The sequence below is a fragment of the Caballeronia sp. M1242 genome, assembly GCF_017220215.1.
In the GTDB taxonomy this organism is placed as follows: Bacteria; Pseudomonadota; Gammaproteobacteria; order Burkholderiales; family Burkholderiaceae; genus Caballeronia.
In genome coordinates, this window is sequence record NZ_CP071132.1 from 111,777 (window position 1) to 125,779 (window position 14,003).

At 61.7% G+C, this 14,003-nt stretch carries 14 protein-coding genes; 12 read left to right on the forward strand and 2 right to left on the reverse strand.

Translation table 11 applies throughout. The annotated features are described in order from the left end of the window. Positions 1-17: 17 nt before the first annotated feature. The 3 genes from JYK05_RS24105 to JYK05_RS24115 all read left to right on the forward strand — a co-directional run bounded on the left by JYK05_RS24105 (position 18) and on the right by JYK05_RS24115 (position 3,007). A complete protein-coding gene (locus JYK05_RS24105; protein WP_206470802.1) occupies positions 18-2,084 on the forward strand; it encodes a bifunctional diguanylate cyclase/phosphodiesterase in 2,067 nt (688 codons plus the stop codon). A 94-nt stretch (positions 2,085-2,178) separates the two neighbouring features. Beyond that, entirely contained in the window at positions 2,179-2,622 is a 444-nt protein-coding gene (locus tag JYK05_RS24110) for a MarR family winged helix-turn-helix transcriptional regulator (protein WP_175945515.1), read from the forward strand. Between the two features lie 88 nt (positions 2,623-2,710). After that, entirely contained in the window at positions 2,711-3,007 is a 297-nt protein-coding gene (locus tag JYK05_RS24115; protein WP_241270131.1) for a DUF4148 domain-containing protein, read from the forward strand. 43 nt (positions 3,008-3,050) lie between these two features. On the opposite strand, the gene JYK05_RS24120 is transcribed toward JYK05_RS24115, so the two are convergent. Both JYK05_RS24120 and JYK05_RS24125 read right to left on the reverse strand, forming a co-directional pair. Further along, positions 3,051-3,914: an EAL domain-containing protein gene (locus JYK05_RS24120; protein WP_206470803.1), complete on the reverse strand. Its 864-nt coding sequence runs from the start codon at positions 3,912-3,914 to the stop codon at positions 3,051-3,053. 308 nt (positions 3,915-4,222) lie between these two features. Then, positions 4,223-5,344, reverse strand: coding sequence for an ABC transporter ATP-binding protein (locus JYK05_RS24125; protein ID WP_206470804.1), 1,122 nt, complete (start codon positions 5,342-5,344; stop codon positions 4,223-4,225). A 257-nt stretch (positions 5,345-5,601) separates the two neighbouring features. Here JYK05_RS24125 and JYK05_RS24130 point away from each other — a divergent pair, with 257 nt between their 5' ends. The 9 genes from JYK05_RS24130 (at position 5,602) to JYK05_RS24170 (ending at position 14,002) form a co-directional block, all read left to right on the forward strand. Continuing rightward, the gene (locus tag JYK05_RS24130) at positions 5,602-6,972 is read left to right on the forward strand and encodes a sugar ABC transporter substrate-binding protein (protein ID WP_206470805.1); all 1,371 of its coding nucleotides are present in this window, start codon (positions 5,602-5,604) and stop codon (positions 6,970-6,972) included. Between the two features lie 29 nt (positions 6,973-7,001). After that, positions 7,002-7,943: a carbohydrate ABC transporter permease gene (locus JYK05_RS24135; RefSeq protein ID WP_206470806.1), complete on the forward strand. Its 942-nt coding sequence runs from the start codon at positions 7,002-7,004 to the stop codon at positions 7,941-7,943. Further along, positions 7,940-8,821 (forward strand): carbohydrate ABC transporter permease, encoded by an 882-nt coding sequence (locus JYK05_RS24140; RefSeq protein WP_241270132.1) that lies wholly within the window; start codon positions 7,940-7,942, stop codon positions 8,819-8,821. The genes JYK05_RS24135 and JYK05_RS24140 overlap by 4 nt, the downstream gene beginning before the upstream one ends. A 35-nt stretch (positions 8,822-8,856) precedes the next feature. Beyond that, on the forward strand, positions 8,857-9,837 hold the full coding sequence (locus JYK05_RS24145; protein ID WP_175945505.1) for a sugar-binding transcriptional regulator: 981 nt from the start codon (positions 8,857-8,859) through the stop codon (positions 9,835-9,837). A 7-nt stretch (positions 9,838-9,844) separates the two neighbouring features. Continuing rightward, the gene (locus JYK05_RS24150; RefSeq protein WP_175945503.1) at positions 9,845-10,591 is read left to right on the forward strand and encodes an SDR family oxidoreductase; all 747 of its coding nucleotides are present in this window, start codon (positions 9,845-9,847) and stop codon (positions 10,589-10,591) included. A gap of 67 nt (positions 10,592-10,658) precedes the next feature. After that, positions 10,659-11,693, forward strand: coding sequence for an NAD(P)-dependent alcohol dehydrogenase (locus JYK05_RS24155; protein ID WP_175945501.1), 1,035 nt, complete (start codon positions 10,659-10,661; stop codon positions 11,691-11,693). A gap of 35 nt (positions 11,694-11,728) precedes the next feature. Then, positions 11,729-12,820, forward strand: coding sequence for an alcohol dehydrogenase catalytic domain-containing protein (locus JYK05_RS24160; protein WP_206470807.1), 1,092 nt, complete (start codon positions 11,729-11,731; stop codon positions 12,818-12,820). Between the two features lie 149 nt (positions 12,821-12,969). Then, on the forward strand, positions 12,970-13,209 hold the full coding sequence (locus tag JYK05_RS24165; protein ID WP_206470808.1) for a hypothetical protein: 240 nt from the start codon (positions 12,970-12,972) through the stop codon (positions 13,207-13,209). A 337-nt stretch (positions 13,210-13,546) separates the two neighbouring features. After that, on the forward strand, positions 13,547-14,002 hold the full coding sequence (locus tag JYK05_RS24170) for a (2Fe-2S)-binding protein (RefSeq protein WP_206470809.1): 456 nt from the start codon (positions 13,547-13,549) through the stop codon (positions 14,000-14,002). The last annotated feature ends 1 nt before the right edge of the window (position 14,003 follow it).

Sequence of the window (14,003 nt, forward strand, 5' to 3'; positions counted from 1 at the left end):
TTCGATTCCGGCACTTCATGCACGGCACTTATAACTTCTGGCTCGTGGCGGCATCGCTCGTTGTCGCCACGCTCGCCTCGTACACGGCCCTCGACATCTCCGGCCGCATCGCGATGCTGTCGCATTCGCGCATGCGCCATGTCTGGCTCGCGGGCGGCGCGGCCTCCATGGGCGTCGGCATCTGGTCGATGCACTTCGTCGGCGTGCTGGCGTTTTCGCTGCCCATCAAGCTCGGCTACGACTTTCGCATCACGGCGGCGTCGCTCGCGATTGCCATGCTGGTTTCGTTCTTCGCGCTCTCGGTCATCAACCGCGCGCGGCTGACGTTTCAGCGCCTCGCCGCGAGCAGCTTGCTCATGGGCGCGGGCATCGCCGCGATGCACTACACGGGCGATGCCGCGATGCGCATGCATCCGGCGATACAGTACGATCCACTGCTTTTCGCCGCGTCGATCGTGATCGCCGTGGTCGCGTCGGGCGCGGCGCTGTGGATCGCGCGCGTGCTGTCCAACGCGAACCAGTCGAACATCACGCAAAAGCGCGGGGTGGCTGCGCTCGTCATGGGCGTCGCGATCACCGGCATGCACTACACGGGCAACGCCGCCGCGAACTTCCTGCCGGGCGCGATCTGCGGGGCGGCCAACGACGTCGACGTGCATTGGCTCGCCACGACGGTCATGCTGTTCACGTTCGCCATCTTGATCATCACGCTCGTGCTGTCGCGTTTCGATGCGCAGAACGAGTTGCTAGCGGGTTCCGTGTCGCGCCTGCATGGGCAGATCGTTCACATGGCAACGTTCGATACGCTCACGGACCTGCCGAATCGGCGGACCGTGACGGAGCGCATCGGCCGCGCGGTCAGGAACGCGACGAACAACGGCAGCCGCTTCGCGATTCTCTTCATGGATCTCGACGGCTTCAAGACCATCAACGATTCGCTCGGCCATTCGATCGGCGACGAAGTGCTGCAAGCGTTCGCCAAACGCCTTTTGCAATGCGTGCGCGGCGGCGATGCGGTCGGCCGCTTGGGCGGCGACGAGTTCGTGGTCGTGCTCGAAGGAATAGGCACGCCCACGGATGCCGAGAAGCTCGCGGAACGCATTCTCGATGCAATGAGAAAGGGGCTCGTCGTCGCGGATCATTCGCTGCAAGTGATGCCGAGCATCGGCATCGCGCTTTTCCCCGAGGACGGCGATAGCGTCGAAACGCTGCTCAAGCATGCGGATGTCGCGATGTATGAGGCGAAGCGCGGCGGGCGCAGCACGTATCGCTTCTTCGAGGCGAGCATGAACGAGGCGGCGGTGCGCACGCTGCAGATTCAGCAGGCGTTGCATGAGGCGTTGACCGAAGGTTACTTCTACCTGCTGTTTCAGCCGAAGTTTCGCGGAGACGGCGAGCTTGCGGGCGCGGAGGCGCTCATTCGGCTGAATCATCCGGAAATCGGTCTTTTGACGCCGATGGAATTCATTCCTATCGCGGAGCGTTCGGGGCAAATTGTCGACATCGGCTATTGGGTCGTGCGCGAGACGTGCCGGCATATCGTGCGGTGGCGCGAGTCAGGGCGGGCGGCGGTGAAGGTCGCCATCAATCTTTCGCCGCGGCAATTGAACGAAGCGGACCTCGTCACGCGCGTGCTCCAGATCGTGCGCGAAGAGGGCGTGCGAAGCGATCAGCTGATGTTCGAGATCACCGAATCCGTCGCGATGCAGGACGCGCCGCGCACCACCGAGATGATTCGCGCCTTTCAGGACAATGGCTGTGAGATCGCCATCGACGATTTCGGCACCGGTTATTCCAGCCTCGCCTATTTGCAGCGGTTCCGCGCCAAGCAGTTGAAGATCGACCGTTTCTTCACCAACGGCCTCGATGAGAACGGGCAGGAAGGGCACGCTATCGTGTCGGCAATCATCGCGCTCGCGCATTCGCTCGATATGGATGTCGTCGCGGAAGGCGTCGAGACCGGCACGCAGCTCGGCCGCCTGCAAGACATGCGGTGCGACGAAATGCAGGGCTTTCTGCTGGCGCGGCCGCTTTCATCCGACGCATTCGCCGCGTTGCTCGAAAGCGGTCGGGTGAATGTGTGAGGCAGGGCGTCGTCCGAGGTTAGTTAGCACACCGTAGCAATGCAATGTGCGCCAGTGCGCGCACGGTCGCCGCGCCGGTCCCTATAATCGCGCGATGGAACCTCAACTCGACAAACGCTTCGGCTTTCTGATTGCGGACGTAGACCGTCTGTGCGGAAACCGCTTCGACGAACTCGCGAAATCGTCGCTCAATCTCACGCGCGCGCAGTGTCGCGTGCTCGCGTACCTGTCGCATTACGGCGAAGTGAATCAGGCGCGGCTCGCGTCGCTGCTGGAAGTCGCGCCGATCTCCGCCGGCCGCTTGCTCGACCGCATGGAGGAGGGCGGCTGGATCGTGCGGCGGCTCAATCCAGACGATCGCCGCGAGCGTCAGGTGCGCATGACGCCGAAGGCGCAGAAGGCGCTCGACAAGGCGCGGCGCGTCGGCGACGAGATCGCGGCGGAAGCGCTCGCGGGTCTCGGCCGCCAGGAGAAAGATCAACTGATCGCGCTGTTACAACGTGTGCGGAGCAATCTGAGCCGGATCGTCGACCGGTGACGCTTGGGAGCGCTTCTTGCAGGGCGGTGACGCGCTATGCAAAGAAACGGACCGTCCGACGCGACGGTCATTCACACCGGAGAATCTCATGCTGAACGTTCGCACCGCACCGCTCGCTGTCATCGCGCTGGCCGTCGCCGCGCTCGTCACCGTGCCCTGCACGCCCGCGCATGCGCAGGAGGCAGGCGCTTCCACGCCAAAGCAAATCAAGAAAGCGGATAGGAAGGCGGCGCGCGCCAAGAAGAATGCCGAACTGCGCGACCTCGAAAAGAACGGCTACAACCCGGCGGGCGAGCAGACCGACTATCCGCAGAATCTGCAGAATGCGCAGCGGCGCGTGAACGCCGAGAAGGCCGGGCAGCCGGCGCCCGCATCGGCGCCCTGAGGACGGGCCATGTTCACGCGCGCGCCTGCGAGCGGCGCGTGATTCAGGCGGCGTCCGCGAACGGCATCGCGCGATGCTTCGCCTCGATGGGCCGTGCAATACGAGCCCCGGGCACGCTGCCAATGCCGAACACCGGCCGCGCAAGATAGAAGCCTTGCGCGAGAACATGCGGCCACTGTGCGAGCCATTGCGCCTGCGCGGCCGTCTCCACGCCTTCGATCACGACCGAGAGCTTCAGTCGCGTCATGAGCGAGAGCACCGAAGAGAAGACAGTGCGCGCATCGGCATTGCGCGGCGCTTCCGCCAGCAGTTCCTTTGCAATCTTCACCGTCCCGAAGCTGATTGGACCCAGCGCGGCCAGGCACGCGAAGCCGGTGCCGAAGTCGTCCATTGCGACGTTGATGCCGCGCGCGCGCAAACGTTCCACAACCTTGGCGATCGACGGGAAGCGGGCCAGGTCCTGACTTTCGGACAGCTCGACTTCGATAGACGAAGGCGCGATACCGTGATCGCGGCATACTGCTTCGAGCCGCTCGGCAAAGCCCACCCGCGCGGCAACCGACGGCGGGACATTGATCGCGACGGGATACGTGCCGCCGCCATTAGCCTGCCACGTCGAGATGTCGAGCGCGACCGCGTCCATCACGAAGTCGGTCAGTTCGATCATCACTTCTTCGTCATCGAGCGCTTCGTGAAACGCGCCCGGCAGCAGCAAGCCAAACTCCGGATGTCGCCAGCGAATCAGAGCCTCCATCTGCGCGAGCTCGCCGCTATCGACGCGGTAGATTCCCTGATAAGCCATGCAGAATTCGCCGGCTTCCAGCCCTTGCAACACCCGCGCTTTCAATGCGTGACCAGACTTCAGCGCGACATTCGATGCGTGCGAGCGGAGTGGAGTTGTCTTCATGCTATGCCGCCTTGCCAGTGGACCACGCGCTTAAATGCACGAGTCATGCCCGAAAGCGTCATTTGTCGGGCAAATCGGCAGCGACGAGGGCAAACCCTGACCTATGCCTCAAGGCAGTGCACGGTTCGGACCCGTTAACGTTTCAAAGGCGACACAGACAGCGGGGCGCCGTATAAAAATGACGGCGCTGCAACCGGCAGAGGTAATAACTATCCTCGCGCCGCTTCATCGGCAGCGGCGGACTTTGCAGTTTCTGCTGACGTTTCGGCAATTGTTTGTAATCCGCACTAGTGCAACGACTTGCGCAATTAGATGGTCGCGGCTTGCGCAACCGAGCGAACCCGCGCGAGCGCCTTGCCGTCTTCGCCGAAGAGATGCACGTGCCGTATGCTGAAGCCGACGTTCAGCCGCTGACCATCGACAGCCGTGGATTCACCCGAACCCTTCACCTGAATCACGAGATCGTTCGGTAATCTAACGTGCAGCAGCGTCTCGCCGCCAAGGTGCTCGATCACCATGACATCGCCGACGAGACCGCTGTCGATATCGCCGCCTCGCTCTTCGATGAAATGCTCGGGCCGTATGCCGAGCGTGAGTGTTTCTCCCACCTTGACCGACGACGCATCGAAAGGCAGCGTCAACGGCTCGCCACCCGGCAGCTCGATGGTCACGCCGGCGTGATCCACGCGCAGCACGCGCACGTCGATGAAGTTCATCTTAGGCGAACCGATGAATCCCGCGACGAAGCGATTGTGCGGGGTGCGATACAACTCGAGCGGCGAACCGATCTGCTCCACGCGGCCATGATTAAGCACGACGATACGATCGGCCATGGTCATGGCTTCGGTCTGATCGTGCGTGACGTAGATCATCGTTGCGTTCAACTGCTTGTGGAGCTTGATGAGTTCGAGCCGCATCTGCACGCGCAGCGCGGCGTCGAGATTGGAAAGCGGCTCGTCGAAGAGAAAGACTTTCGGCTCGCGAACGATAGAGCGCCCAATGGCGACGCGCTGACGCTGGCCGCCCGAGAGCGCCCGCGGACGACGCTCCAGCAATTGTCCGATTTGCAGAATCTCCGCTGCGCGCTGCACTCGCTCTTTGATCTGCGCTTCGGGGAGCTTCAGCATGCGCAGTCCGAACGCGATGTTCTCGTAGACCGTCATGTGGGGATAGAGCGCATACGACTGAAAGACCATCGCCACGCCGCGTTGCGAGGGTTCGAGGTCGGTCACGTCTTCGCCACCGATCAACACCTGTCCCGAGTCGCTTCGCTCGAGTCCCGCGATGGTGCGCAGCAAGGTGGACTTGCCGCACCCCGACGGACCCACGAAGACCATGAACTCACGGTCGGCTACTTCGATGTCGATGCCCTTCAGCACATCGGCGCCCGCAAAGGACTTGCGAATCTGCTGCAAATGGACTGCGCTCATGCGTGTCTCCTACCGGAACGAGTGCAAGGCTGAACTGCTCGGTCGCGCGCAGTGCAGCATCGGATTGCTTCCGTCGATTTAGTTCTTGACAAGCTGTTCGGGCCCAAATATACAATTGTAAAAAGCAAATTACAAGTGAAACGGCGCAGCGTGACGCGCTTTCAACTTCACTCGGTCACGGTGGGTCGCAAGAACAGAGACGAAGAATCAGACGAAGAATCCGCAAGCCATTAGCTCAAGAAAAACAGGAGACAGGCATGAACAATCGCTTCATCCCGGCCAAGCACGTTGGCCCGCTCAAACACGTCGCGGCTATTGCGCTGCTTGCCGCAAGCGCCGCGTTCGCCGCATCGAACGCTCATGCCTGGACACTGAAGGAAGCGGCGCAGCCGTACTCGGGCACCACGATCAAAGCCATATTCCTGGATCGCCCGGGATACAAGGCCGCACAAACCCTGATACCGCAGTTCGAGAAGGAAACCGGCATCAAGGTGCGCTGGGAAGTCATTCCGTACGAGAACACGCGCGAGAAGGAAGTGCTGAACTTCGTCGGCGGCGGGGACCAGGACGTGGTGCTCGTCGACGTCGTGTGGATCGGCGAGTTCGCGAGCAACAAGTGGCTCGTGCCGATCAAGAAGTTCACGGACGATGCGAAGCTCGCCGACCCGAGCCTGAATCTGAAGGGCTTTTTCCCGATCCTGCTCGATTCGTTCGGGACGTGGGACAAGGTCACCTACGGCCTGCCGTTCGATAACTATTCCGGCCTCATGTTCTACAACAAGTGCATGTTGAAGGACGCAGGCTTCGACGAGCCGCCGAAGACGTGGGACGAATTGTTGAACACGTATGCGCCGAAGCTCACGAAGGGCGACAAGTTCGCCTTCGCGTTGCAGTCGCGCCGTGGCGAAACGCAATCGGCGGATAGCTTCATGCGCGTGCTATGGCCCAACGGCGGCTCGCTGCTCGATGCGAAGTTCAAGTCGAATCTCATGTCGCCGCAATCGCAGGCGGGCCTGGAATATCGGCAGAAGCTGATGAAGTACATGCCGCCGGGCATCGTCGACTTCGATCACGCCGAAGCGGTCAATGCGCTCGCGCAAGGGCAGGTGGCGATGATCACCGAATGGTCCGCGTTCTATCCGACGCTGACCGATCCGAGCAAGTCGAAGCTCGGCAACTGTCTTGCCATCACGACGGAGCCTAAAGGTCCGGCGGGTCTCAAGCCGGCGCTCGGCGGCTTCTCGCTTGCGGTCAACGCCAAGTCGAACGCGAAGAAGCAGGCGGCTTCGTGGCTCTTTATCCAATGGATCACGTCCGAGGCAATGGCGAAGCCCTATCTCGACGCGGGCGGCGTGCCGGCGCGCATGGCGGTCTATCAGGACAAGGCCGTGCAGGACAAGTATCCGTTCGTGAAGCCGATGGTGGAATCGTGGCAAGGCGGCGTGCCTGATTACCGGCCGCGCTTCCCGGAATGGCCTGCTGTGTCGGAAGTGATCGGCGAATGGGGCAGCAAGATGATGCTCGGACAGGTGACGGTGAAAGAAGGCGCGCAGACCATCGGCCAAAAGACCGAAGACATCCTGAAGAAAGCGGGCTATTACGACGGCAAGAAGCCGCTCTTGAAGTAAGCACGACGATCAGGAACCGGAGACGACGGATGGCGAACAGCACTGCAACTCCCGCGACGCACGCCCGCGGTCCGCGCAACGGCGCGCGCCGCTTCGCGGTATTGCCGCGCTCGCCTGCATTCTGGTTCCTGATTCCCGCTATTTTCGCGCTGGCGGTCATCGGCATCTATCCGCTATTGCTTGCGCTCTACAACTCGTTTCACCAGTACAAGCTCGCGGATCTCGCATCGGGCACGCCGTTCGTCGGCTTCGACAACTACATGGCGACGCTCTCGGACCCTTCGTTCTGGGGCGCGCTCGGACGCACGGCGTTATTCCTTTGCCTGACGTTGCCGATCGAAGTGGCGCTCGGTCTGTTCGCGGCGCTGATGCTGCATCGCACGGACCTGCGCTTCATGCGAGCGGCGGCGCGCGTGAGTCTCGTCATTCCGATGGCGACCACGTACGCGGTCGTCGGTCTGATCGGGCGGCTCATCTTCAACCGGCAATTCGGCGTGGCGAACTATCTGACGAGCCTCTTCGGCATTCCGCCGCAGGACTGGCTCGCCGATCCGACGCTCGCGTTCGTGTCCGTGATGATCATGGATGTGTGGCAATGGACGCCCTTTTGCGCGCTCATCATGTTGGCAGGGCTTTCGATGGTGCCCAAGGAAGCCGAAGAGGCCGCCCGCCTCGAAACGCCGAAATGGAGCATGATTCTGTGGCACTTGCAGCGGCCGTATCTATTGCCGGGCTTGACCGCCATTCTCATTCTTCGCTCGGCTGACATGCTCAAGATGTTCGACGCCGTCTTCACGATGACCCGCGGCGGCCCCGGCACCGCCACTGAATTCATCAGCGTCTATATCCAGCGCGTGGGCTTTCGGCTCTTCGATCAAGGCATGGCGTCGGCGCAGGCCATCATTCTGCTCATTCTGACCATCGTGCTTTCGCGTCTCTACATTCGTTTTGTTTATCGGGAGGCCGCGTGAGTACATCGGCTCTGCAAACGTCGAACAATGGCACGAGTCAGCGCGCGAGACGCGCGCGCGCCGCACGCAGGCGCGCGACCGTATGGCACTTTCTCGGGCTCGTGGTCGTGTTCCTGTCGTCTGTGTTTCCGTTCTACTGGATGGTGACGACGAGCCTGAAGAGCCAGGCCGATGCGCTCGCGTATCCGCCGAAGTGGCTGTTCAGTCCGACCTTGCATCACTATTCCGCTGCGCTTTTCGAGCACGACGTAGCAGGCAGCTTGCTCAACTCATTCATCATTGCGAGCTGCACGACGGTGCTCGCCATTCTGCTGGGAACGCCTGCCGCCTACGCACTCGCGCGCTATGAGTTTCGCGGCAAGGAAGACCTGTGGTTCTGGTTCATCTCGAACCGGATGGTGAGTCCGGTGGTGCTCGCAGTGCCGTTCTTTCTGATCGCGACGAAGCTCGATCTCGTCGATACGCATATCGTGTTGATACTGCTCTATCTGACGTTCTCGTTGCCGATCGTCGTGTGGATCTGCACCGACCAGTTCCGCAACATTCCTGTCGAACTGGACGAAGCCGCGCGGCTCGATGGCGCGTCGCCGTGGCGTGTGTTCTGGCGCATCAATCTTCCGCTCGCGATGCCGGGCATCGTGGTCTCCGCGATCTTCGCGTTCATCTTCTCGTGGAACGATCTGCTCTATGCGCTGGTGCTGACGCGTACCGATGCGATCACGTCGCCGGTCGCAGCGACGAGCTATATGAGCGGCTATGAGTTGCCGTGGGGCGAAATCATGGCGACCGGCACGCTGATCGTGCTGCCGATGGTGGTGTTCGCGTTGCTCGTGTCGGGCCGGCTCGTACAAGGGCTCACGATGGGCGCGGTGAAGTAGACTCGCGCCTTCTACAGCATGACCACAGTGAGAACATGAGCAAGACAGCGCCGTCCATCGCCCTAGCAGAGACAGACGAGTCCATCGACTCGGAGGAAGAACTGCAGGCGCGCGTCGCCTGGCACTACTACGTCGGCAATCTGACGCAGCAGGAAATCGCTCAGCGTATCGGCAGCAATCGCGTGCGCGTGAACCGGCTGCTCGCGGCGAGCCGCGAATCGGGACTGGTGCAGATCACCATCAACAGCAAGATCGCGCCGTGCGTGGCGCTGGAAAGCGCGCTCGAACGGCGGTTCGGGCTGGAATGCGCGGTGGTCGTGCCGACGGGCGCGAATACCGAGGCGAATAACACGGCTTTAGGCATCGGCGCGGCTTCGTACTTCGCGAAGCAGATCGTCGCGGGGCAGACCATCGGACTCGGCTGGGGCCGCACGATTCGCGCGGTCCTGCGTGCCATGCCGCAACGCAGTTATGGCGCGGTGTCGGCGGTGTCGCTGCAAGGAGGCTTGTCGCATTGCCCGAGCATCAACACGTTCGACATCGTCTCGGACTTCGCGAACATCTGCCGGGCGGACGGGTATCTCTTTGCCGCGCCTATCTATGTCAGCAGCCAGAAAGCGCGCGACGTGATCTTGCAGGAAGGCACGGTGCGCGAAACCTATGAACTCGCGCGTTCTGCGGACCTGGCGCTGCTAACGTGCGGAGACCTCACGGAATCGCTCGTCGTGACCTATGGTATCGACAATCCCGACCAGTTGCGCACGCTGGAAAAAGCGGGCGCAGTGGGCGACATGCTCGGTCACTTCATGGATGAAGACGGCGAGTTGATCGACCATCCGCTGAATCGCCGCACCGTGGCGATCACGCTCGAAGACTTGCGCAAGATTCGCCGCGTGGTCCTCGTGAGCGGCGGTGCGAAGAAGTTTCATGTCACGCGTGCGGCATTGCGCGGGCGCTATCCGTCGGTGCTCGTCACCGATGAAGACACCGCGCGACGTCTGTGCGATGAACCTTGAAGAGTCCATGACAACCATCGACAGAAACCGCGAATTCGCCGGCAAGACGGTGCTCGTGACCGGCGCCGGAAAGGGCATCGGCCATGCGACGGTGCATCTGCTGACCGAGCGCGGCGCGCGCGTGATTGCGCTGAGCCGCAGCGCGACGGATCTCGCCGCGCTGGCGAGCGAGACCGGTTGCGAGACCTTCGCCGTCGATCTGGCCGATGCCAATGCAGCCCGCGAGGCCGCGCGCGCCGCGCAGCCGGTGGACCTGCTCGTGAACTGCGCGGGCCTCGTCGAATTGCAGCCTTTTCTCGATACCACCGTCGATGCCTTCGATCTCACGATGCACGTCAACGTTCGCGCTGCGATGATCGTGGCGCAGGAGTGCGCGAAGAGCATGATCGCGCGCCAGGCGGGCGGCGCGATAGTGAACGTGTCGAGTCTGTCGGCAAATGTCGGCTTGCCGCTGCACGCATCGTATTGCGCATCGAAGGGCGCGCTGGATGCCATGACGCGCGTGATGGCGGTCGAATTGGGACCGCACGGCATCCGCGTGAACGCGGTCAATCCCGTCGTGACCATGACGCCGATGGCCGAGAAAGCCTGGAGCGATCCCGCGAAATCCGGCCCCATGCTCGCGCGCATTCCGCTCAATCGTTTCGTGCAGCCGGTGGAAGTGGCGCGCACCATCGCGTATCTGCTCGGCGACGATTCCAGCATGGTGAGCGGCGTGAGCCTCGCGATCGACGGCGGCTTTCAGGCGGGATAGCTCACGACGCATTGAACAGATTCAATCCGACTCAATCGACTCAAACGAACAGCACGAAGGAACGACAATGGAAGCACTGGTTCTAGAAGAAGCACGCCGCATCAGCCTGCGCCCGTTCAGCTTGCCGCAGGTCGTCGGGCCGCGCGATGTGCGCATACGCATTCACACGGTCGGCATTTGCGGCAGCGATGTTCATTACTACCAGCACGGCCGCATCGGTCCGTTCGTCGTCAATGAGCCGATGGTTCTCGGGCACGAGGCATCCGGCACGGTGGTCGAAGTCGGCGAGGAAGTGACGAATCTGAAAGCGGGCGACCGCGTATGCATGGAGCCGGGCGTGCCCGACATGGAATCGCGTGCATCGCGCGAAGGCATGTACAACCTCGACCCCAAAGTGCGCTTCTGGGCCACGCCGCCGGTGCACGGTTGTCTCGCCCCCTACGTGGTGCATCCCGCCGCGTTCACCTACAAGCTGCCGGACAACGTGAGCTTCGCCGAAGGCGCGATCGTCGAGCCGCTTTCCATCGGCTTGCAGGCCGCGAAGAAGGCCGCGATCAAGCCCGGGGATGTCGCCGTGGTGCTCGGCGCGGGGACCATCGGCATGATGTGCGCGCTGGCCGCGCTGGCCGGTGGTTGCAGCCGCGCGATCGTGTGCGATCTCGTGCAGGAGAAGCTCGACCTGATCGGCGGCGTGCAGGGCGTAACGGCGGTCAACATTCGCGACGAGCGCGTGCAGGACGTCGTGTCGCGGCTGACCGACGGCTGGGGCGCGGATATCGTGTTCGAGGCAAGCGGCAATGAGAAAGCGTTCGAAGGCATTGTCGATCTGCTCTGCCCAGGTGGCTGTCTCGTGCTCGTCGGCATGCCGCAGCGCGCTATTCCTCTGGATGTGGTCGCGGTGCAGATCAAGGAAGCGCGTATCGAATCCGTATTCCGTTACGCGAATATCTTCCCGCGCGCCATTCAGTTGATCGCATCGGGCAAGCTGGATGTGAAGCCTTTCATCTCGCGCACGTTCCCGTTCGCGGAAGGCATCAAGGCTTTCGAAGAAGCGGCGAGCGGCGTGCCGACCGATGTGAAAGTGCAGATCGTGATGGAATGAACAAGCGCTAACGATAAATGACCGGAGACGCGATCATGAGCACGGCATCGGCTGACAGCAGTGACGAAATGACGGCGATCGTATGCCGCGCACCGAAGGATTATCGCGTCGAACGCGTGAAGCGCCCGCGCGCCGGACGCAATGAGTTGGTGATCCGCATTGCTGCGTGTGGCATATGCGCGAGCGACTGCAAGTGCTGGTCGGGCGCCAAGATGTTCTGGGGCGGCCCGAATCCGTGGGTCAAAGCGCCGGTTATACCCGGCCATGAATTCTTCGGCTATGTGGAAGAACTCGGGGACGGCGCGGCCGAGCACTTCGGCCTGCAAGTGGGCGACAGAGTGATCGCCGAGCAGATCGTGCCTTGCGCGAAGTGCCGCTATTGCAAGTCGGGTCAGTACTGGATGTGCGAAGTGCACAACATCTTCGGCTTTCAGCGCGAAGTCGCGGACGGCGGCATGGCCGAATACATGCGCTTTCCGCCGACCGCCATCGTCCACAAGATACCGGACGGTATCTCGATTGAAGACGCGGCCATCATCGAACCGCTCGCTTGTGCGATTCATACGGTGAACCGCGGTGATATTCAATTGAGCGATGTCGTCGTGATCGCGGGCGCAGGCCCGCTCGGACTCATGATGGTGCAGGTGGCGCATCTCAAGACGCCGAAGAAACTCGTCGTCATCGATCTCGTCGACGAGCGCCTCGCGCTCGCGCGCGAATACGGCGCGGATGTCACGATCAACCCGAAGAACGACAACGCGCTTGAAATGATCCGCTCGATCACGGATCAATATGGTTGTGACGTGTATATCGAGACTACCGGATCGCCTTCGGGCGTGTCGCAGGGTCTCGAACTGATTCGAAAGCTGGGGCGTTTCGTCGAGTTCTCGGTGTTCGGAAGCGATACGACCGTCGACTGGTCGATCATCGGCGATCGCAAAGAGCTCGACGTGCGCGGCGCGCATCTCGGGCCGTATTGCTATCCGATCGCCATCGACCTTCTGGCGCGCGGACTCGTGACGTCGAAGGGCATCGTCACGCACGGCTTCACGCTCGAAGAATGGGATTCGGCTATCGAGGTCGCCAATTCACTCGATTCGATCAAGGTGCTCTTGCGGCCCAAGTAATCGCCGTGCAAGGACGAGTGAGTGGGTCTTCGAAAGACCTACTCACATGCCCGATCCGGGAGAGAACGGCAACGACGCTTCGATTTGGCGCGCGGTTTGCTCTTGTCAGCAAACCACCAACCGCTGAACCGCTCCCTCAGGACACGGCAGTGAACGCGCTCTTCCATATTCGGGTGCTGACAGACGCACTCTCCGGGTGTGCCGAAGACGGCATCAGGATTCACATTGCGCCCGGCGTCTACGAAGCGCATCAAGAGGACGACACGCTCGTGTTCGTCGATGCCGACCCGCGCATGCGCGGTGCGGTCTCGGTGGATCTACACGAATATCTGGAGACCACCGTCTTTCCCGAAGAACTCGCGCGCAAGGGACTCATAGAGATCGTCTGATTCAGATGAGACGCACGAACCCAAACTCACTGATGGAGCGATTCGAACTCTCTCTTTCGAAAGCAACTAACGGTCTTTGCCGTCCGCGCCACTCAATTCAGACAGCGTATCGGTCCACATTGCAATTTCGTAAAGCAAGGCCGTTTTTTTCATTCACGCTCATTTCTTAAAGCAGCGCTACAATCTCTCGTCCCTATACAGCCAGCCGCACGCGTCCTTGCGTCTTATGGCGCCCTATAGCGGCGTCAACGTACAGCACCGTCCGGCGCCACTGCCGTCGCATGCAGCCCCGCGATCGCGCCATTCGCTAAAACCAACGCATAAGCCGGAGCCGCTCATGACTACGCTTTCCATCAATGGTCAGTCACACACTGTCGACGCGCCCCCAGACATGCCGCTTCTCTGGGTGTTGCGCGACCTGGTCGGCTTGACCGGCACCAAGTTCGGCTGTGGCATCGCCCAATGCGGCGCGTGCACCGTGCATCTCGACGGCGTCGCGGTGCGCTCCTGCGTGCTGCCCGTCGCGGCCATCGGCGACAAGAAGGTCACGACGATAGAAGCAGTCGGCGCAACGCCTGCCGGCAAGAAAGTGCAGGACGCATGGAATCAACTCGATGTCGTCCAATGTGGCTACTGCCAGTCCGGACAAGTGATGTCCGCTGCCGCGTTGATTGCAGCAGTGCCCAATCCGACCGATGCCGATATCGACGCCGCCATGACCGGCAACATCTGCCGCTGCGGCACGTACAACCGCATCCGCGCGGCCATCAAGCAAGCAGCGAAGGGAGCGTGAC

Coding starts and splice junctions, on each gene's coding strand:
- JYK05_RS24130 (WP_206470805.1), top strand. CDS start 5,602: ATGAACAATCGCTTCATCCCGGCCAAGCACGTTGGCCCGCTCAAACAC.
- JYK05_RS24135 (WP_206470806.1), top strand. CDS start 7,002: ATGGCGAACAGCACTGCAACTCCCGCGACGCACGCCCGCGGTCCGCGC.
- JYK05_RS24160 (WP_206470807.1), top strand. CDS start 11,729: ATGAGCACGGCATCGGCTGACAGCAGTGACGAAATGACGGCGATCGTA.
- JYK05_RS24170 (WP_206470809.1), top strand. CDS start 13,547: ATGACTACGCTTTCCATCAATGGTCAGTCACACACTGTCGACGCGCCC.
- JYK05_RS24145 (WP_175945505.1), top strand. CDS start 8,857: ATGAGCAAGACAGCGCCGTCCATCGCCCTAGCAGAGACAGACGAGTCC.
- JYK05_RS24155 (WP_175945501.1), top strand. CDS start 10,659: ATGGAAGCACTGGTTCTAGAAGAAGCACGCCGCATCAGCCTGCGCCCG.
- JYK05_RS24115 (WP_241270131.1), top strand. CDS start 2,711: ATGCTGAACGTTCGCACCGCACCGCTCGCTGTCATCGCGCTGGCCGTC.
- JYK05_RS24150 (WP_175945503.1), top strand. CDS start 9,845: ATGACAACCATCGACAGAAACCGCGAATTCGCCGGCAAGACGGTGCTC.
- JYK05_RS24105 (WP_206470802.1), top strand. CDS start 18: ATGCACGGCACTTATAACTTCTGGCTCGTGGCGGCATCGCTCGTTGTC.
- JYK05_RS24120 (WP_206470803.1), bottom strand. CDS start 3,914: ATGAAGACAACTCCACTCCGCTCGCACGCATCGAATGTCGCGCTGAAG.
- JYK05_RS24110 (WP_175945515.1), top strand. CDS start 2,179: ATGGAACCTCAACTCGACAAACGCTTCGGCTTTCTGATTGCGGACGTA.
- JYK05_RS24125 (WP_206470804.1), bottom strand. CDS start 5,344: ATGAGCGCAGTCCATTTGCAGCAGATTCGCAAGTCCTTTGCGGGCGCC.